Raw genomic sequence first — 17,934 nt, 5'->3', positions numbered from 1 at the left:
GCCGGGCGGGACCGCCCGGATCCCCTCCGGCCGGACGCCCATGTCAGCCGCCTCCCGGGCGGGTGCCGGCGAGCATGCCGAACCGGTACAGCAGCCACAGGAGGGGGTCCTCGGCGCGGTGGGGGCGGACGCCGCCCGCCCCGACGCGGTCGCCCGCCGGGGCGGCGCCGAGGGCGGACAGGCCGAACAGGGCGTGGTCGGTGTACTGCTGGGCGAGGTAGGTGTCGAGCCGCCCGGCCTGCCGGTCGTGCAGGAGGGCGCGGACCTGCGCGTCCACGGCGTCCCTGTCGTCCAGGTCGAGGACGCCGGAGCCGCTCCGGGAGCGGTGCAGCGCGGACTGCCCCGGCGGCTCCGCCCCCAGCATGTCGATCTTGGTCAGGGCGACCGCGACCGGGACCGGGAGCCGTTCGCCGGGAGCGGTGCCGTGCCGCCGCCGGAGGGCCTCGGTGACCCGGACGATGATGTCGATCGGGTCGTCCTGGACCGGGGCGTCGCCCGCGCCGCGCCCGCCGGGCAGCTCCATCGGATCGACGAGCAGGACGACCGCATCGGCCGCCTCCAGGTAGCGCAGGTGCAGGTCGGTCACCTCCCGGCTGCGGAGGTCCTCGCCCGCGCTGTCGAACAGGACGAGCGCGAGCGAGTCGGTCCGGTCGCGGCGCAGGCGGGCGCGCCGGGTGCGGGTGAGCAGGTAGACGAGGGGCTCGCGGGGCGCGGTCGCCGCGCTCGTCGTGGTCGGCGGCAGCCGCCGCTCGGTGAGCAGCGGCCGGGCGAAGTCGCGCCGGTACCGCTCGATCGTGCGGTCGTCGCAGGCGACGAGGGACGCGTCAAGCTCGGTGCCGACCCGGTTCATCAGCTCGTGCAGCAGCACCGCGATATAGGTGCTCTTGCCCGCGTTCTTCGCGCCGACGAGCGCGACGATCCGGCCGGGATGGGCGCAGTACGCGGCGGGGAGCGGGTTGTGGCACCGGGGGCAGGCGCGGTTGCCGGTCGGGCCGCCGCAGCCGGGGCACTCGGCGCGCCCCGACCGGCCGGGCGCGGCGAACACGGGCGGCAGCGACGCGTTCGCGGTCGAGCCGGTGTAGGCGGCGAGCTCCTCGTCCAGGACGGGCGCGCAGCCGCCGCGCCGCCCGGCTCGGCCCCGGCAGCGGAACAGGATCTCGCGGGGCGCGACGGACGCGAAGCAGTACGGGCACGTCACGTCCCGGCGGCCGCTCATCGCCCGGCCCGCATCCGCCGGACGGGCGGATCGCCCAGCTCGACGTCGTCGTCGTCGGCGAAGCAGCGCAGCCAGTGCGGCCCGGCGGCGGCCGGCGCGGGCACCGACACCTCGCCGGGGACGGGCACCGAGTCCCACGCCGCGAGCGTCTCGCCGTCCGCCGCGCGGTGCGGCATCACCCGACCGGCCCGCCGGACGAGGCTGAGCCGCCGCACCCGCAGCGGGCGCGGCGCGGACAGCCGGACGGTCAGCTCCCGCCGCCACGGCGGGCCCGTCCGCACCAGGTCGTACCGGACGACCGTGCGCGCGGCGACCACGGCGGTCACGGGCCGCCCGGTGACCGGGGTCCCGCCGGACATCCCGGCCGCCGCGACCGACACCTCCACCGCCTGGTCCTCAGGGACCGGCAGCCGGATCCCGCCGCCGGTCTCGTACGCGGCCCGGGACACGGTCTCGGTCGCGGTCGCGCCGCCCGCGCGGCGGGTCACCTCGACCTCGGCGACGCCGTCCGGCCAGTCGAACCCGACGTGCAGGTACGCGCCGCGCCGCTCGGTGATCAGCCGGCCGGGCGGCGGCAGGTTCAGGTGCCGGTGGCACGCGCCGATCGCGGCCTCGTCGCCGACGGCGGTGACGGCCAGCAGCCACCCGTCCCGGCCCGGCCGGACCGCGAGCCCCCGCCCGTCCGGGACGGCCGTGAGCCGCCGGGTCGCGCGCCGCACCTCGGCGAGCGGGACGAGGGCGCTGCGGGGCCAGGGCGGCGGCGCGTCCGCGAGGACGAGCTCCACCGTCCCGTTGCCGGGCTCCTCGAACCGCACCCGCAGCAGCCCGGGATCGGCCGGGTCGGGCTCGGCCGCCAGCTCGAACACCGGCTCCGGCGGCGCGCTCGGCGTGACCGTCGCCGTCACCCCCGGCGTGCCGGTCTCGCGGCCCGACGCGTCCAGGTAGACGGCGCTCACCCGGTAGCGGAGCGCCGCGCCGTTGGGGACGCGCTCCCGGAACCCGTCGCGCGTCGCCGGCACGCCGCGCCCGTCCCGGGTCACGACGATCCGCGCCGCCTCCTCCGGGCACCGCCACCGCCCGGTGACCACTCCGTCCCCCGCCGCCAGCACGACGTCGGCCGGCTCCGGCCGGACGACGACCGGCCCCGCCACCGCCCCGGCCGCGACCGCGTCCTCCCGCACCGCGAAGACCGCGTAGTGCAGCGGCACGTTGACGGGCGCCCGCACGTCCCGCACCGCGCCGCCCGCCTCCTGCCCGGTGATCCGCTCGCCGTCGGCGGGGTCGCGCGGCGGGCGGTCCTCGCGGCGCACGACGGCATGCCGGACGTCCCCCGCGGTCGACGGCGACGGGGTCCACGACACGCGCACCGCGCCGCCGTCGACGTCGGCGTGCACGGCCGGCACCGGGCGGGGCGGGAGGGAGCGGCGGTGCCGCTCCGCGCCGGGCAGATCGCGGACGAGTCGGAGCGCGTCGGCGAGGAGCAGCCAGGCCCGGTCCGGGTCGGGTTCGGCGGCGGCCGTCTCGCGGAGCCGCAGCGCCGTGTCGAGCCGCCGCCGCGCCTCGGCCGCGAGGACGGCCTCCTCCGGCGGATCCCCGTCCCGGGCGGGCGGTTCGGACGCCTCCGCGAGCGCGGCCGCCGCCTGGACCTCGCCCGCGTCGAGAAGCGCCCGCAGCCGCCCCGCGAGGCCCCCCGCCGGGCCGGACTCGCGGACGAGCGCGAACACCAGGCGGCGCGCGTCCTGCTCGGCGACGCCGAGGCCGCCGGTCGCGTAGCGCAGCAGCGCCCGCTCGGAGGCCCGCTGCCGGAGCCGGTCGCGGAGCCGGTCGACCACGTCGAACAGCACCAGCTCCGCCGGGTCGGCGGAGCGCAGGGCGGCGAGGACCGTGTCGGCGTGCGTGGTGCTCGTGTCGCGGCTGCGGCGGGCCCACCGCGCCCCCGCCGCCGCGACGGCGTCCGGGCCCAGCCCGGCGGGGGCGGCCGGGGACGCGAAACCGTCCACGACGTGCATCGGCGCGGTGCGGGCGCCGAGGACGAAGGCGGCGAGGTGCCGCGCCCCCAGCACGTCCAGGGATTCCCGCACCTTCCGGTAGGCCGGGTAGGGCGGGCGCGCGGGCAGCGGGTCCGGCTCGCGGACGTCGATGCCCTCCGCCGCCGCGAACGCGGCAAGCTCGGCGGGCGCCACGCCGGCGGTCCGGGCGATGGCGTCCAGCTCGCCGGGCGTCACCATCAGCGCCGCGCCCGCCGCGTCGGCGAGCCCTTCGCGTGCCTGCTCGCCGCGCCGCTCCGCGCGCTCCCGCCCACCGCGAAGCCGCGCCCGCAGCGGGTGGAGGTCACCGCGCTCGGCCGCCTGGAACAGCGGGACCAGCTCCCGGTGCTCGGCCTCCAGCCGGTCGATCAGCTTGCGGAACTTCAGCTGCCCCCGGGCCCGCCGCCAGCACCGCCGGACCTCCCGGACCCGGGCCGCGACCGCGTCCGGCGTGAGGGGATCGGGCAGCGCGTACCGCACGCGCAGGTCCTCGGGCGGCCGGTCGCCCGCGGCGCGCGCGGGCTCCAGCACCTCCGCCCGGTACGCGTCGTCGAACGCCCTGCTCGCTTCCATCGGGGGCGGCCCGTCAGCTCACCTTCACCCGCGACAGGGCCTTGCGGGAGCGTTCGACGTCCTCCTGCGACATCCGGCCGACGTCCACCTTCAGCTCCAGCCGCTCGCCGGTCTCCTTCTCCACCGCCGTCACGTTGAGCAGCCCGGACGCGTCCAGCGCGAACGTCACCCCGATGGGCCAGCCCGCCTTCTTGCCGGGCGGGACCCGGATCTCGCCGGTCGCGATCTCGGTGTTGTCGATCAGCTCGGCGGACTCGACGCTGCCGGCCTGCTCCATCACCCGGATGTCGGCGGACGTCTGGTCGTCGTAGACGGTGAAGAAGTCCTCCGTGCGGCCCGCCGGGAGCTCGTCGTTGGCGTGCACCAGGTGCGCGACGTGCTCGGCGCCCGTCTCCCGGTCGACGACGACGATCCCGAACGCGTGCGAGGCGACCGTCCGGATGCGCCGCCCGGCGATCTGCGCCCGCTGCTGCGCGGACAGGCCCGCGCGGCTCGCCATCTCCTCCGCGCGCTCCTCCTCGCCCGCGCGGACGAGCCGCCGGTACGTCTCCTCGAACGCGTACAGCGCGGCGCCCTTCGCGACCGCGAGGTCCGGGTCCTGCAGCCGGGGCGCCTGGCCCAGCTCGGTCTCCAGCCGCGCCGCGACCGCCGGCATCTTCGTCGAGCCGCCGACGAGGACGATGTCGTCGTACTCCTCGACGCCCTTGTCCTGCGCGGTCGCGAGGGTCCGGCCGGTGATCTCGACGGTGCGGTCGAGGAGGTCGCGGGTCAGCTCCTCCAGTTTCTCCCGCGTCACCTCGACCGCCGCGACCCGCCCGCCGTGCATGACCCGGACGGTGTGGGACGTGCGGGACGTGAGCGCCTTCTTCGCGTCCTCGGCGTCCCGGCGCAGCTGCTGCTCGGTCTGCCGGTCGTCGAGCGGGTCACCCGCGTCGGGGTGCTCCTCCCGGAACCGCTCCGCCAGGTACTCGACGAGCCGCGCGTCCCAGTCGGCGCCGCCGAGCTCGTGGTCGCCGTCGGTGCAGATCACCTCGATGTGGCCGCCGCGCAGCGCGATCACGGTGGTGTCGAACGTGCCGCCGCCGAGGTCGTAGACGAGGATCGTGCGGTCGGCCTCGGGGTTCAGCACCCCGTAGGTGATCGCGGCGGCGATCGGCTCGGACACGATGTCGATGACGCGCAGCCCGGCGATCGTGCCCGCCTTGCGGGTCGCGTCCCGCTCGGCCGCGCCGAAGTACGCCGGGACGGTGATGACCACGTCGCGGGTCTCGTCCCCGGTATTGGTCCGCGCGTCCGTCGCGAGCTTCAGCAGGATGAACGCCGACAGCTCCTCGGGCGCGAAGTCGGTGCCCCGGATCGGGCGGGTGACGTCCCGGCCCATGTCCCGCTTGATCAGGCTGACCACGTTGTCGGGGTCGAGGACGGCGGCGTCCTTCGCGGTCGCGCCGACGACGACGTTCTCGTCGGTCTCGAAGTAGACGACGGACGGTGTGGTGTCGGTCCCCTCCAGGTTCCGCAGGACCGCGGGCCGCCCCACATCGTCGATGGAGGCAATGCAGGAGTACGTGGTTCCCAGGTCGATCCCGTAGACAGCCATGTCCCTCTCACCTGTCGGTGCCGAGTCCGGAGTTCAGTGCCCTGTTCGTCGTCCCGTCCGCGCCGCCGCCGAACCTCCCCACGGCGACCTCGGCCTTGCGCAGGACCCGCCCGTCCTGCTCGAATCCGTCCGCCCGGACGGTCACGACCGTGTCGGCGAGCCCGGGGTCGGTGACGGCGGCGGCCTCGACCGGCCGGTGCCGCGCCGCGTCGTAGGGGTCGCCGGGCTCGGCGGTGAACCGCTCGACGCCGATCCGCGCGAGCGCGTCGGCGATCTCGTCGGCCACCGCGGTGAGCAACCGCGCCGTCTGGGCGGGATCGGGTGGATCGCCCGGCCGGGAGAGCCGCTCCGCCGCGCGGTTCGCCTCGTCGTGCAGCCGGAACAGCGCGGCGCGGACGGGTTCGAGCATGCCGAGCAGCTCCCCGCGGCGGAGCCGCTGGTTCTCCTCGTGCAGCCGGTCGATGACCGCCTCCCGGTGCGCGGCGCGCTCGTGCTCGCGGTCGAGGCGCGCGGAGAGCCCGGCGAGCGCCGCCGCGACCTCGGCGGGGAAGGCGTCCTCCTCCGGCCGGTCCCGCCGGCCCGTGTCGCCGGACGGCCCTGGCTCGGCTCCAGCGCCGTCGTTGACCGGGTCTTCGGGGTCCCTCGACACGTGCAGTTACCTTAATGGTGCGGCGGTGGGCGGCGTAAGACCTGCTGCTGACGTATACGTGACCCTAGTTTGCCGCCTGGCGGGCATTCCAGCATGGACTTCTCCATGCCGACACGTGCGGGTAACGCGGGGGAAACGCGACCCGGGGAACCTGGACGCACGGCCTGGACAGGCACGATGGCGAAACGGGGGAGGTGGCGATGTTGCTGCGGATACGCGTGCGGCTGCCCGACCGCCCGGGCGCGTTGGGGCAGGTGGCGCGGACGCTCGGCGCCGCCGGTGCCGACGTGGTCCAGATGGCGGTGCTGGAACGCGACAACGGACGGGCGCTGGACGATTTCACCGTCGTCTGGCCGGCCGGCGCGGCGCTGGAGCGCCTCATCGACGGGCTCGGCAGCGTGCCCGGCGTCGAGGTGCTCGGCGTCTGGCCGACCGTGGAGCCGCAGGGCGCGTTCCCGGACGCGGCCGTGATCGGCCAGATCGCCGCCGTCCCCGAGCACGGCCACAAGATCCTCACCGACGCGGCGCCGGGCGTGCTGAGCGCCGACTGGGCGTGCCTGGCGCAGATCGCGGCCGGCGGCCGGGCCGGCGTCGTGCACGTCAGCGCCGGATGCCTCGACCTCGCCGAGCTGCCCGCGCTGGAGCCGCTGCGGCCGCGCGCGTTCACCGCGCCGGACGGCGTCCGGTACGCGATCTGCCCGCTCGGCGACCAGGTGCTGGTCGTGGCGCGGTCGGGCGCGCCGCCGTTCCACCGGACGGAGGTGTGCCGGCTGGAGCAGCTCGCGAGCGCGGCGACGGCCGTCCTCGCGCGCGGCCTGGTCCGGATGCCGGGATAGGGCCCCGGTGGGACGTGCCCCGGCTCCGGCGGAGGCCGGTCAGAGCAGGGCGAGGACGCCGTCCAGTCCGGTCAGGCACGCGTCCGAGCCGAGCCCCTGCGCGACCAGGGACGCGGCGGCGGTGCCCCAGCGGGCCGCCTCCGGCACGTCCCGGCCCTGGACGAGCCCGGTGATGAACCCGGCGCAGTAGGCGTCGCCGCAGCCGGTCGTGTCGACGACCTCCACGGGACGGGCGGGCAGCCGGTGCACGCCGTCCCGCGTCGCGACCAGGCTGCCCTCCCCGCCGAGCGTCACCACGACCGACGCCGGCCCTTCGGCCAGCAGCGCGCGCGCCGCCTTCTCCGGGTCGTCCTCCCCGGTCATCGCCGACGCCTGCTCCTCGTTCGGCAGGAAGTGGTCGACGTGCGGCAGGAACGAGGCCGCCCCCCGCACCAGGTCGGGCATGTTGGACAGCAGGTCCATGGTGACGACGGTGCCGCCGGCGCGGGCCGCGTCGAGGACGGTGAGGAACGCGGGGTCGTTGAGGCCGAACGTGACGTCCGGGCCGCCGAGGTGGACGACCCGCGCGGCGGCGAGCAGCCCCGGCCCGACGGCGCTCGCGGTGAGCGTCAGGTTCGCGCCCGGCACATGGAAGCTGGGGCGGCCCCCGTCGGGGCGGATCGGCAGGATCGACGCGCTCGTCTGGTCGGTGGTGCGGCGGACGAGCCCGGAGACGTCCACCCCCTCCCGCCGCATGATCGTGACGAGCAGGTCGCCGAGGTCGTCGTCGCCGATCGCGCCGACCGACACGACCTGGTTGCCGAGGCGCGCGAGCGCGACGGCGGTGCCGGCGGCGGCGCCCGCGGCGGTCACCCGGATCCGGTCGACGACGACCGTGTCCTGTCCTTCGGGGATGCGGTCGACGGGCCTGGCGAGGACGTCCAGGATGTGCGCGCCCAGGGTCACGACGGTCATGGCGCTAGCGTAGGGCGTCCGGCGGTTAACGTGAAAGGGATTCGCATGTTGCTGGAGGACGAGCGGGCCGCGCTGTGCGCGATCGGACGGCGCTGCGCGGAGGCGGGCCTGGTGACGGGCGCGTCCGGCAACCTGAGCATCCGGGTCGGCGATCTGGTCGCGGTGACTCCGGGCGGCATGATGCTCGACCGGATGGAACCCGCCGACTGCCCGGTCGTCACCATGGACGGGAGGCTCGCGGAGGGGGAGCGCGCCCCGTCCTCCGAGACGCCGATGCACCTCGCGCTCTACGAGGCGACCCCGGAGCGCGCCGTCGTCCACACCCACTCCACCTATGGCGCGGTCGTCGCGACGACCATGACGGAGCTGCCGCCGATCCACTACAACACCCTCCTGCTCGGCGGCGTCGTCCGGGTCGCCGACTACGCCACCTACGGGACGCCGGAGCTGGCGGAGAACGTCCGGGCGGCGATGGAGGGCGGCAAGCGGGCGGCGCTGATGGCCAACCACGGAGGCGTCGCCCTCGGGCGCGACCTGGACGAGGCGTTCGAGAACGCGCGGCTGCTCGAATGGCTGTGCGGCGTGTACGTCCGGGCGAAGGCGATCGGCGAGCCGCGCGTGCTGACCGAGGCGGAACTCCTCGCCGTGCTCGAGCGCGGCCTCGCGCCGCCGGAGTGGCCTCCGGTATAACCTAACGCTTGTTAGGTTATACCGGGAGGTCGCGTTGCCCTTCGTCCGGATCGACAAGCCACGGCCGCACGTCACGCTCATCACCCTCAACCGGCCCGAGCGGATGAACGCCATGGCGTTCGACGTCATGGTCCCGTTCCGCGAGGCCCTCGACGAGGTGAGCCGCGACAACGACACCCGCGCGGTCGTCGTCACCGGCGCAGGGCGGGGCTTCTGCTCCGGCGCCGACCTGGAGAACCCCGGGAACATCCCCGGCATCGACGGGCTCACGCTCCCCACCATCGCGCTCCGGTCGATGGAGCTGCTCGACGACGTCGTCCGGACGATGCGGCGCGTCCACCAGCCGGTCATCGCCGCGATCAACGGCCCCGCGATCGGCGGCGGCCTCTGCCTCTCGCTCGCCGCCGACATCCGGCTCGCGTCCGACACCGCCCTGTTCCGCGCCGCCGGGATCAACAACGGGCTCACCGCGAGCGAGCTCGGGCTCAGCTACCTGCTGCCGCGCGCGATCGGCGCGTCCCGCGCCTTCGAGATCATGCTGTCCGGACGCGACGTCGACGCCGCCGAGGCCGAGCGCATCGGCCTCGTGTCCCGCACGGTCGCCGGCGACGAGCTCCTGGACGCCTGCTACGACCTCGCCGAGCGCATCGCCGCCTTCAGCCGTCCCGGCGTCGAGCTGACGAAGCGCTCGCTGTGGTCCGGCCTGGACGCCGCGAGCCTCGACGCCCACATCGGCCAGGAGGGCCTCGCGCAGTTGTTCGTCCGCCTGACGACCCGCAACTTCGAAGAGGCGATCAAGGCGCGCAGGGAGCACCGCCCGCCCGAGTTCGAGGATTGATGGCAGTCTGGGAGCATGCCCAGGCTCGACCCGGACGCGGCGCGCCGGCTGCTGGCCGGGGCGCCGGTCGCGCGCCTCGCCACGGTCGGCGAGGACGCCCGCCCGCACCTCGTCCCGGTCACGTTCGCCGTGCACCGGGGCGCCGTCTACACGGCCGTCGACCACAAGCCGAAGACCACCCGCGACCTGCGCCGCCTCGCGAACATCCGCGCGAACCCCCGCGTCGCCCTCCTGGCCGACCACTACGAGGACGACTGGACCCGCCTGTGGTGGGTCCGCGTCGACGGCCACGCGGGCATCGTCGCGGAGCCCGCCCGGATGCGCGAGCCCCTCGCGCTCCTCGCGGCCCGCTACCCGCGGTACCGGGACCGCCCGCCCGAGGGCCCGGTGATCGCGATCACGATCGACGGCTGGACGGGCTGGTCGGCCGCTCCCGGAACCGGATGATCGCCTCGGCGACCCGCTCGGGGAACTCGGCGTGCGGATGGTGCCCCGCGCCGTCGATCAGCACGACCTCGCCGCCCAGCCGCCGCCCGATCCACTCCGCCTCCGCGACGGGGTCCGGCCAGTCGATGTCGGCCGTCCCCATGATCACCAGGACGGGGACGGCGACCCGGTCGAGCCGCGCCTCGGCCTCGGCGTGCGACATGGACATGTAGGCGCCGATGACCGCGGAGCGCCCCGGCCGCCTGAAGCTCGCGTCCAGCGCGGCCCTGTGCTCGGCGAAGTCGGCCGGCGGGTTCGGCTCCCACTTCGGGTAGTAGGACATGTAGAGGGGCCGCGCGAGACCCGGGACGCGCAGCAGCGCGGTCGTCAGCCTCTGCGCGAGTCCGGCCTTCCCGTCCCGGACGAACGGCCCCGACAGCACCAGCCCGTCGATCAGCTCGGGCGCCTCGGCCGCCGCCCATACGCCTGCGGCCGCGCCGTTGGAGCAGCCGTGGACGAGCGCCGGCCCGGCGTCCAGATGGCGGAGCAGCGCGACGAGGTCGCGGCCGAGCGGCGTGCTGCCGTACTCCGGCCAGCCGGCGTCGCTGTCGCCCATGCCCCGCTGGTCGACGGTCACCACGCGGTACCCGGCCGCCAGCAGCAGCGGCCTGAGGTGCCGGTACTGGGAGCGGAGGTCGAGCATGGACGGCAGGCACACGATGAGCGGCCCGTCGCCCTCGTCGTCGTAGGCGAGCCGCCCGCCGGGGAGTTCGAGGTAACGGGTCCCGCCCATGATGGCCCCTTCGTCGCTATGATGCCTAGCCCTATGGCTAATAACATTAGCCATAGGGTCGGGCGACGTCAAGAGGTCAGTCCCAGGCGTCACCGATCCGCCGCAGGGCGGCGGCGTACTCGATGCGCTCCGCCCACTCCGCGGGCCACGCGTCCATCCCCAGGTGGGCTCCCGCGAACGCCCCCGCCAGGCACGCGATCGAGTCGGAGTCCCCGGACGAGGCGGCGCCCCGCCGGATGGCCGCCACGGGGTCGTCCGGGAAGAGCAGGAAGCACAGCAACCCGGTGGCGAGGGCCTCCTCCGCGATCCACCCGGCGCCCGTGGCCAGGCACGGATCGGAGGCCCGATCGCCCTCGGCCAGCGCCGCGTCGAGCCGGTCGAGCGCCCCGAGGCACTCGTCCCAGCCCCGCGCGATGAACGCCGCCGGGTCGTCGACGCCGGGCCGCCGCCACAGCTCCCCGAGCCACCGCTCGTGGTAGACCGTCCGCTGCTCGCGGCAGCGCGCCCGCAGCGCGCCGGGCAGGTCCCCGGGCGCCGTCCCGTCGGCGAGCCACCGCAGCGCGAACGCGGTCAGTTCACTGGCCGCGAGCCCGGTCGCGTGCCCGTGCGTCATCGCCGCCTGGAGCTGCGAGGCCCCTGCCCGCGCCTCGTCCGGCAGTCCGGGCGCGAGTCCGACGGGCGCCACCCGCATGTTCGCGCCGCATCCCTTGGAATGGAGCTGCGTGGCCCGCACCCACGGCAGGCCCCGGTCGAGTCCCTCGCACGCCCGCAGGCACGTGTTCCCCGGCGCCCGATCGTTCTCCGGGTCGTGCAGCCAGTCGACGAACCGCCGCCGCCACATCGGCGTGATCAGATCGGGTGTGAACGGCGGATTCTCCAGGGCGTCGAGCAGGCCCAGCGCGACCGCGATCGTCATCTGCGTGTCGTCGGTGACGAGCGCGGGATCGCCCGACGGCTCTTTCGGCCCGCTCTCCCCGAACCGCCGCCGGATCTGTTCCATGTCGAGGAACTCGGTCGGCGCTCCCAGCGCGTCCCCGTACGCCAGCCCGAAGATCGCTCCGCTGACCCGTCGCTTGGTCGTCATCCGGCCATTCTGGCCTGCGGACGGCCCCGGCGGTCAGCCCGTGATGCCGGCGAGGGACGCCAGCCTCGCGCGGTGGTGCTCGGGGGAGCCGAACAGCTGGCGGGACCCCTGGGCCCGCTTGAAGTACAGGTGCGCGTCGTGCTCCCACGTGAAGCCGATGCCGCCGTGCAGCTGGATCATCTCGGCGGCCGTCTGGAAGTAGGCGTCCGAGCAGTACGCCTGGGCCACGGCGGCGGCGTGCGGCAGCTCAGCGGGCGACTCGTCCGCTGCGGACGCCGCGTTCAGCACCGCCGAGCGCGCCGACTCGACCAGCACGAACATGTCCGCGCACCGGTGCTTGACCGCCTGGAAGGAGCCGATCGGGCGGCCGAACTGCTCGCGCACCTTCACGTACTCGACGGTCATGTCAAGGGACCGCTGCGCCCCGCCGAGCTGCTCGGCCGCCAGCAGCACCCCCGCGATGTCGAGGGCGCGCGCGATGGCGCCGACCCCGCCGACCCGGCGCGCCGGCGTCCCGTCCAGCTCGACCCGGGCCAGCTTCCGCGTCTGATCGAGCGTGGGCAGCACCTTGCGGGCGAGCCCGGCCGCGCCGGCCTCGACGGCGAACACGGCCACCTCGCTCCCGTCGCGGGCGGCGACGAGCAGCACGTCCGCGACGTGCCCGTCCAGGACGAAGCTCTTGACGCCCGTCAGTGCCCCGTCGACGAAGGCGGTGGTGACCGCGCCGAGGTCCCAGCGGCCGTCCTCCTCGGCGATCGCGAGGGTGGCGATCGTGGAGCCGTCCGCGATGCCGGGCAGCAGGTCGTGGCCGCCGTCCCCGGCGACCAGCGCGGCGGACGCCGTGACCGTGGCGAGGAACGGGGCGCACACGACCGCGCGCCCCATCTCCTCGAGGACGACCGCGAGTTCGCGGTGCCCGAACCCGGCACCGCCGTGCTCCTCGGGGATGGCGAGGCCCTGCAGCCCGAGCTGCTCGGCCATCTGCGCCCACACTTTGGGATCGTGGCCGCCGGGCGTCTCCATCAGCCGCCTGACCTCGGCCGCGGGGGACCGGTCCGCGAAAAAGCGCCGCAGCGCCTCGCGCAGCTCCCGCTGTTCCTCGGTGTCGACGAGCTTCATCCGGCGGCCTCCCCTGCGCTGACACATGCCAGCCGCGATTGTCGCGGAGCCGCCGTCAGGCCCCCACCCCTCTCCCGCTCATCGGGACGTCACGCCGACCAGTCGTGCGAGCCGAGCACGTACCCGTCGACGGTGGTGTGGATATGGTTCACGGACACCAGGTGCCCCAGCGCGGCCCAGAGATCCTCCTCGACGGCGCCCCCGAGGAGCCGCTCGAGCGTGGCGTAGTCCGCCGCGCCCCCGTTCTTGTCGATCTCCGCCACGGTCTCGTACACGGCCAGCTCGAAGTCCGTCAGCTCCTGGACGTCCCCGCGCTGCTCGAATCGCTCATCCCTCATGCCGGGGAGCCTTCCCCGTTCCCCCCGGTTCTAAGGCTCCCGCCGCAGGCCACCGCGACGTACGCTGAGACCGTCCGGCTCGAATGTCACGATCCGCATGCGAAGGGTGGCGCTCCGCTCCTAGGCTTCTCCATGAGGAAAGGAGCAGGGCATGACTGTCATGGCTCATGAACCGCTGACGCAGGACGGCGCCACCGTCGACCTTGTGGAGTACTTCCTCGCCCTTGATACCCCCGAGGGCTTCCGAGCCGAGCTGATCGACGGAGAGATCGTCGTGACCCCACCCCCCGGTGGTGATCACGAAGCATGCATCGCGGTGATCACCTTACAGATCGTGCGGCACAGCCCCACCATGTTCCACAACGCCCCGAACAAGGGGCTGCTCGTGCCGAGTGGGGGTCGCTGCCCGAGCAACCGGGTCATCCCGGACGCCACCTTCGCCCCTGCAGAACTCAGGCTCTTTCACGGAGCCGATCCGTGGATGCCGCCTGACGGCGTCTCGATGGTGGTCGAGGTGACGTCCTCCAAGCCGGATCGGGATCGGGAGACGAAGCGGCACTGCTACGCCCGGGCCGGCATTCCGCTCTACCTGCTGGTAGACCGCAGTGAGGATCGGGTGACGCTCTACAGCGAACCGGAGGGGGACGACTACCCGCACGTCGAGGTGGTGCCGTTCGGCAAGGCACTGTCGTTGCCGGAGCCGTTCAGCGTCGAACTCGACACCTCCGAGTTCCCCTGAGGGTCAGCCGTAGCGCTTCAGTTCGTGGAAGAAGTCGGGGATCGTCGTCAGGTCGCCCGAGGCGGTGACCTGGTCGTAGACGTAGCGGGCCACGGCCAGGTCGAGGACGCCGAGGCCGAACGGCGAGAAGATCACCGGCTTGTCGGCGGGCGGGGCGGTGGCGCCGGTGAGGACGTCGTACAGGGTGCCGGCGACGAAGTCGCGGTGGCCCGCCTTCTGCTCGGCCAGGTGGGGGGAGGTGTTGGCCTTCATGCAGTGCTCGACGTCGTCCACGATGTTGTAGGCGCCGAGGATGATCTCGGGGGAGAGGTCGCGCAGCGACACGTGCAGGACGAGCGGGTCGTGCGCGAACCAGGCCGGGTCGGTGACATGGGGCTCGCCCGCGACGGTCGCGAAGACGATCAGGTCGGACGAGCGGATCAGCGACTCGGCCGAGTCGTGGATCGTGATCTCGCCCTTCTCGGTGCGCTCCAGGTAGCCCTTGAAGCCCTCGGCGTGCTCGGCGGACAGGTCGAAGACGCCGAGCTCGTCGAACGTGAAGCCGTTGCCCGCCAGGTAGGTGTGGACGTAGCGGGCGATGAGGCCGACGCCGATGAAGCCGACCCGGCGGGGGCGGTCGCCGCGCCCGTCGGCGAGGACGGCCGCGGCGAGGGCGGCGGACGCGGCGGTGCGGGCCGCGCTGATGATGGAGCTCTCCAGGCAGGCGAACGGGTAGCCGGTCTCGGCGTCGTTGAGGATCAGCACGGCGGACGCGCGGGGGATGCCGTTCGCGACGTTGCCGGGGAAGCTGGAGATCCACTTGATGCCGTGGACGTCGACGTCGCCCTTGACGGAGGCGGGCAGCGCGATGATCCGGTCGGACGGCCGGTCCGGGAAGCGCAGGAAGTACGAGTCGGGGTTGACCGTCGAGCCCTCGCCGTGGAGGCGGTACGCCGCCTCGATCATGCGAGTGACCTGCTCCTCGCGTCCGGTGATCGCGGCGTGCACCTGGGCGCCGGAGATCACGGAGAAGGTGGGGGCCTGCGTCATGGGTGGGAACTCCGTCGATGCTCGGTGATCAGACGTCGAGGATATCGGCGTCGGGAAGGTCCAGGCCGGGGAGGGCGTCCGCGAAGTTGTCGCGCAGCCACCGCTCGTCGTAGATCGAGTCGAGGTAGCGTTCGCCGAGGTCGGGGGCGATCGCGACGGCGACGGGGTCCTCGCCGGGGTACTTGGCGGCGAGCCAGGCCGCGGCGCCGGACACGACGGTGCCGGTGGAGCCGCCGAACAGGAACCCGCGGGACGCGAGGGCGTGCACGGCGCGGATCGTGTCGGGCTCCGCGACGTGCACGACGTCGTCGACGAGCGACTCGTCGACGAGCGCCGGGCGCGTGCTGGTGCCGAGGCCGGGGACCATGCGGCGCTCGGGTTCGCCGCCGAACGTGACGGAGCCGACGGCGTCGATGGCGACGATCGTGACGGGTTTGTCGCGTTCCCGGAAATAGCGGGCGCAGCCCATCAGGGTGCCCGTGGTGCCGGCGCCGACGAAGAGGACCTCGAGGCCGGGGAACTGGCGGTCGATGGCGGGCGCGGTGCCGCGGTAGTGGGCGAGCCAGTTGTTCTCGTTGGCGTACTGGTTCAGCCAGACGTACCGGTCGCCGGAGGCGCACAGGTCCCGGACGTAGCCGATGCGGCTGGCGAGGTAGCCGCCGTTGCCGTCGGTGGCGGAGACGATCCGGACCTCCGCGCCGAGCGCGCGCATCACGCGGATCGAGGCCGGGTTGCAGCGGGGGTCGGTGACGCAGACGAAACGCAGGCCCCGGTCGGCGGCGATCAGGCTGAGCGCGATCCCGAGGTTCCCCGACGACGACTCGACGATCACCGAGTCGGCGGTGAGCCGGCCGTCCCGTTCCGCGGCCGCCACCATCGCGGCCGCGGCCTTCAATTTGACCGAGCCCGCGAAATTGAATCCCTCGCATTTGAGGTAGAGCGGGCTGTCGATGACAGGACGGAGATCGACATAGAGATCGTCGACGTTGAATTCTTGCGGCGAAGAGATTATCGGCAATTCCCTCATCTTCCCCCGAGTTCGCCGCGATCCTCCGGCCCATGTCGGGCGGAGCATCACCGTACCCGGGGGCATCTTGCCTCGCAACCCCCTACTTACCCTTCAGTAGGGTGGAATGCGGCCAATCCCGAACACAGCCGGGCGCGGCCCGACTTAAGCTATGACGCCCGCCTCTTTTGTGATGACGGTGGAGACGTACGAGATCGCGGAGAGTGACGATGACTGCTCGTGGACCGGTCCTCGACCGGCTGCTGCCCCTCGCCGGGCTGCCCGCGCTGACGGTGCCCCCCGCCGAGACCGCGCGGGCGCGGGAGCTGACCGTCCGGCACGGCATGGTCCGCGAGCACGCGGTGGACCTCGCCGACCCGGTGATCGCCCGGGTCGAGCGGTTCGCGGCGGAGCGCGACCGGCCCGCGGTCCGCGACCGGAACCGGACGCTGTCCTACGCGGAGCTGGCCGCCGAGGCCCGCCGGCTGGCGGCGCTGCTCGAGCGCGAGGGAGTGCGGCCGGGCACCGTCGTCGGCGTGGGCGGGGAGCGGTGCGCCGCCGTCATCGCGGCGTTCCTGGCGATCGAGCTGGTCGGCGCCCTCTACGTCCCGGCGGACGAGACCTGGCCGGCGGGCCGGGTTCGGGACGTCCTCGACCAGGCCGGGGCGTCCGTGCTCATCGCCGTGGACGAGGGCGACCCGGCCCCCGCGCTGCTGGCGGGCGCTGCCGAGGCGAAATGCCGGGTCGTCCGCGCGGAGGAGGCGGCCGGCCTGCCGGAATGGACGGGCGCGCCGCGCCTGGAGTCGCTCGACCAGCCCCGCTACATCCTGTTCACCTCGGGTTCGACCGGCCGCCCCAAGGGGGCGGTGGTCGAGCACCAGGGGATGCTGAACCATCTGTGGGCGAAGGTCATCGACCTGGAGATGACCGAGGCGGACGTCGTCGCGCAGACGGCTCCGCTCGGCTTCGACATCTCGGTGTGGCAGATGCTGTGCCCGCTGCTGCTCGGTGGTCGCGTGGACGTCATCGGCGACGACGTCGCCCACGACCCGGTCGCGTTCGCCCGGGTGGTGGACGCGCAGGACATCACGATCGTGGAGCTCGTCCCGACCATGGTCAGGCACCTCCTGGACGACCTCGCGGACGCTCCCGAGGATGCGGGCACCTCCGGGGGGACGCCCCCCGAGGCCCCCGGGCGAAGGCCGTTGGGCGGCCTCCGCTGGATGATCGCGACCGGCGAGGAGCTCCCGACCGAGCTGTCGCGCCGCTGGCTGGAGGCCATGCCGCACGCGCGGCTCCTCAACGCCTACGGCCCCACCGAGTGCTCCGACGACGTCACCCACCACACCGTGACGGCCGGTGACCTGGCGCTGCTGCGCCTCCCGATCGGCACGCCGATCGTCAACACGCGCCTCTACGTCCTGCGGGACGAGGGGGACGGCACGTGGGCGGCCTGCGACGTGGACGAGACCGGCGAGCTGTTCGTCGGGGGCGTGGTCGTCGGGCGCGGCTACCTGGGCGACGACGAGCGCACGCGCGAGTCCTTCTACCAGGACCCCTTCGGCGAGTCCCCGACCGGACGGCTGTACCGGACGGGCGACGCGGTGCGGCTGCTGCCCGCCGGAGCGGGCGGCGAGGACCGGCCGACGCTCCAGTACCTGGGGCGGGTCGACCGCCAGGTGAAGATCGCGGGAGTGCGGATGGAGCTCGGCGAGATCGAGGCCGTGCTGCAGCGGCATCCGGCGGTGGGCGCCGCCGCCGTGGTCGTCCATGAATACGGTGCGTAATCGAACTGGCCGGATTCGGTTGTCAACCCTTGTCAGTGGACGAGCGTCGCGGCACACGGGCCGCTCGGAAACTTGTCACACCTGTGAGCAAATAGCGGGGTCAAGTTCTACTTTCGGGGGGATTGCGAGGCATGTTGCAGGCTGGTTAACTGAGCCTCCGCTACTCCTGAGTAGAGACGTGGGTCGAGGGCGGGGCAACCCACCACGCGGGGTGGAATGGTGACGGCGCTCCG

Annotated in this window: 17 protein-coding genes; 6 read left to right on the top strand and 11 right to left on the bottom strand. The window is 74.1% G+C overall.

The window, feature by feature from the left end:
- Positions 1-43 precede the first annotated feature (43 nt).
- The 4 genes from IE99_RS0119465 to IE99_RS0119450 are packed head-to-tail and all read right to left on the bottom strand — an operon-like array spanning position 44 to position 6,062.
- Entirely contained in the window at positions 44-1,216 is a 1,173-nt protein-coding gene (locus IE99_RS0119465; RefSeq protein ID WP_030172522.1) for a TRAFAC clade GTPase domain-containing protein, read from the bottom strand.
- The gene (locus IE99_RS0119460; RefSeq protein ID WP_030172520.1) at positions 1,213-3,816 is read right to left on the bottom strand and encodes a SaeA-related protein; all 2,604 of its coding nucleotides are present in this window, start codon (positions 3,814-3,816) and stop codon (positions 1,213-1,215) included. Before IE99_RS0119460 ends, IE99_RS0119465 begins: the two co-directional genes overlap by 4 nt.
- Before the next feature lie 13 nt (positions 3,817-3,829).
- A complete protein-coding gene (locus tag IE99_RS0119455) occupies positions 3,830-5,413 on the bottom strand; it encodes an Hsp70 family protein (RefSeq protein ID WP_030172517.1) in 1,584 nt (527 codons plus the stop codon).
- 7 nt (positions 5,414-5,420) lie between these two features.
- On the bottom strand, positions 5,421-6,062 hold the full coding sequence (locus IE99_RS0119450) for a nucleotide exchange factor GrpE (protein ID WP_030172514.1): 642 nt from the start codon (positions 6,060-6,062) through the stop codon (positions 5,421-5,423).
- Positions 6,063-6,262: 200 nt separating this feature from the next.
- On the opposite strand from IE99_RS0119450, the gene IE99_RS0119445 reads away from it, so the two are divergent.
- A complete protein-coding gene (locus tag IE99_RS0119445; protein WP_030172511.1) occupies positions 6,263-6,898 on the top strand; it encodes an ACT domain-containing protein in 636 nt (211 codons plus the stop codon).
- 39 nt (positions 6,899-6,937) lie between these two features.
- On the opposite strand, the gene IE99_RS0119440 is transcribed toward IE99_RS0119445, so the two are convergent.
- Positions 6,938-7,852 carry a carbohydrate kinase family protein gene (locus IE99_RS0119440; protein WP_030172507.1) on the bottom strand — a complete coding sequence of 305 codons (915 nt, stop codon included), beginning with the start codon at positions 7,850-7,852 and terminating at the stop codon, positions 6,938-6,940.
- 45 nt (positions 7,853-7,897) lie between these two features.
- Here IE99_RS0119440 and IE99_RS0119435 point away from each other — a divergent pair, with 45 nt between their 5' ends.
- From IE99_RS0119435 to IE99_RS0119425, 3 genes are read left to right on the top strand one after another with little or no spacing between them, the layout of a single operon-like run.
- A complete protein-coding gene (locus IE99_RS0119435; RefSeq protein ID WP_030172504.1) occupies positions 7,898-8,542 on the top strand; it encodes a class II aldolase/adducin family protein in 645 nt (214 codons plus the stop codon).
- Positions 8,543-8,576: 34 nt separating this feature from the next.
- A complete protein-coding gene (locus tag IE99_RS0119430) occupies positions 8,577-9,380 on the top strand; it encodes an enoyl-CoA hydratase (protein WP_030172502.1) in 804 nt (267 codons plus the stop codon).
- Positions 9,381-9,395: 15 nt separating this feature from the next.
- Positions 9,396-9,827 carry a TIGR03668 family PPOX class F420-dependent oxidoreductase gene (locus tag IE99_RS0119425; protein ID WP_030172499.1) on the top strand — a complete coding sequence of 144 codons (432 nt, stop codon included), beginning with the start codon at positions 9,396-9,398 and terminating at the stop codon, positions 9,825-9,827.
- On the opposite strand, the gene IE99_RS0119420 is transcribed toward IE99_RS0119425, so the two are convergent.
- From IE99_RS0119420 to IE99_RS0119405, 4 genes are all read right to left on the bottom strand, one after another.
- Positions 9,778-10,599, bottom strand: a complete 822-nt coding sequence (locus tag IE99_RS0119420; RefSeq protein WP_051712777.1) for an alpha/beta fold hydrolase — start codon at positions 10,597-10,599, stop codon at positions 9,778-9,780. The two genes, IE99_RS0119425 and IE99_RS0119420, sit on opposite strands and share 50 nt — an antisense overlap.
- 76 nt (positions 10,600-10,675) lie before the next feature.
- The gene (locus tag IE99_RS0119415) at positions 10,676-11,683 is read right to left on the bottom strand and encodes an ADP-ribosylglycohydrolase family protein (RefSeq protein ID WP_030172493.1); all 1,008 of its coding nucleotides are present in this window, start codon (positions 11,681-11,683) and stop codon (positions 10,676-10,678) included.
- Between the two features lie 33 nt (positions 11,684-11,716).
- Positions 11,717-12,802, bottom strand: coding sequence for an acyl-CoA dehydrogenase family protein (locus tag IE99_RS0119410; protein ID WP_030172490.1), 1,086 nt, complete (start codon positions 12,800-12,802; stop codon positions 11,717-11,719).
- Positions 12,803-12,891: 89 nt separating this feature from the next.
- Positions 12,892-13,140: a hypothetical protein gene (locus tag IE99_RS0119405; protein WP_030172487.1), complete on the bottom strand. Its 249-nt coding sequence runs from the start codon at positions 13,138-13,140 to the stop codon at positions 12,892-12,894.
- A gap of 151 nt (positions 13,141-13,291) precedes the next feature.
- On the opposite strand from IE99_RS0119405, the gene IE99_RS0119400 reads away from it, so the two are divergent.
- Complete coding sequence (locus IE99_RS0119400) at positions 13,292-13,879, top strand: Uma2 family endonuclease (RefSeq protein WP_211258861.1); 588 nt, start codon at positions 13,292-13,294, stop codon at positions 13,877-13,879.
- Positions 13,880-13,882: 3 nt separating this feature from the next.
- Here IE99_RS0119400 and sbnB read toward each other — a convergent pair whose 3' ends face one another.
- Positions 13,883-14,908 carry a 2,3-diaminopropionate biosynthesis protein SbnB gene (gene sbnB / locus IE99_RS0119395; protein ID WP_030172483.1) on the bottom strand — a complete coding sequence of 342 codons (1,026 nt, stop codon included), beginning with the start codon at positions 14,906-14,908 and terminating at the stop codon, positions 13,883-13,885.
- 28 nt (positions 14,909-14,936) lie between these two features.
- Complete coding sequence (gene sbnA, locus IE99_RS0119390) at positions 14,937-15,935, bottom strand: 2,3-diaminopropionate biosynthesis protein SbnA (protein WP_245623267.1); 999 nt, start codon at positions 15,933-15,935, stop codon at positions 14,937-14,939.
- Between the two features lie 209 nt (positions 15,936-16,144).
- Between sbnA and IE99_RS0119385 the strand changes: the two genes are divergently transcribed.
- Positions 16,145-17,701 (top strand): amino acid adenylation domain-containing protein, encoded by a 1,557-nt coding sequence (locus IE99_RS0119385; RefSeq protein ID WP_030172478.1) that lies wholly within the window; start codon positions 16,145-16,147, stop codon positions 17,699-17,701.
- Positions 17,702-17,934 lie beyond the last annotated feature (233 nt).

It is taken from the genome of Spirillospora albida (genome assembly GCF_000718255.1).
Lineage (GTDB): Bacteria > Actinomycetota > Actinomycetes > Streptosporangiales > Streptosporangiaceae > Spirillospora > Spirillospora albida.
Note: the sequence above shows the minus strand (reverse complement) of the source record. Positions and strands in the feature narration are given on the sequence as shown.

Coding starts and splice junctions, on each gene's coding strand:
- IE99_RS0119465 (WP_030172522.1), bottom strand. CDS start 1,216: ATGAGCGGCCGCCGGGACGTGACGTGCCCGTACTGCTTCGCGTCCGTC.
- IE99_RS0119460 (WP_030172520.1), bottom strand. CDS start 3,816: ATGGAAGCGAGCAGGGCGTTCGACGACGCGTACCGGGCGGAGGTGCTG.
- IE99_RS0119455 (WP_030172517.1), bottom strand. CDS start 5,413: ATGGCTGTCTACGGGATCGACCTGGGAACCACGTACTCCTGCATTGCC.
- IE99_RS0119445 (WP_030172511.1), top strand. CDS start 6,263: ATGTTGCTGCGGATACGCGTGCGGCTGCCCGACCGCCCGGGCGCGTTG.
- IE99_RS0119440 (WP_030172507.1), bottom strand. CDS start 7,852: ATGACCGTCGTGACCCTGGGCGCGCACATCCTGGACGTCCTCGCCAGG.
- IE99_RS0119435 (WP_030172504.1), top strand. CDS start 7,898: ATGTTGCTGGAGGACGAGCGGGCCGCGCTGTGCGCGATCGGACGGCGC.
- IE99_RS0119425 (WP_030172499.1), top strand. CDS start 9,396: ATGCCCAGGCTCGACCCGGACGCGGCGCGCCGGCTGCTGGCCGGGGCG.
- IE99_RS0119420 (WP_051712777.1), bottom strand. CDS start 10,599: ATGGGCGGGACCCGTTACCTCGAACTCCCCGGCGGGCGGCTCGCCTAC.
- IE99_RS0119415 (WP_030172493.1), bottom strand. CDS start 11,683: ATGACGACCAAGCGACGGGTCAGCGGAGCGATCTTCGGGCTGGCGTAC.
- IE99_RS0119410 (WP_030172490.1), bottom strand. CDS start 12,802: ATGAAGCTCGTCGACACCGAGGAACAGCGGGAGCTGCGCGAGGCGCTG.
- IE99_RS0119405 (WP_030172487.1), bottom strand. CDS start 13,140: ATGAGGGATGAGCGATTCGAGCAGCGCGGGGACGTCCAGGAGCTGACG.
- IE99_RS0119400 (WP_211258861.1), top strand. CDS start 13,292: ATGACTGTCATGGCTCATGAACCGCTGACGCAGGACGGCGCCACCGTC.
- sbnB (WP_030172483.1), bottom strand. CDS start 14,908: ATGACGCAGGCCCCCACCTTCTCCGTGATCTCCGGCGCCCAGGTGCAC.
- sbnA (WP_245623267.1), bottom strand. CDS start 15,935: ATGAGGGAATTGCCGATAATCTCTTCGCCGCAAGAATTCAACGTCGAC.
- IE99_RS0119385 (WP_030172478.1), top strand. CDS start 16,145: ATGACTGCTCGTGGACCGGTCCTCGACCGGCTGCTGCCCCTCGCCGGG.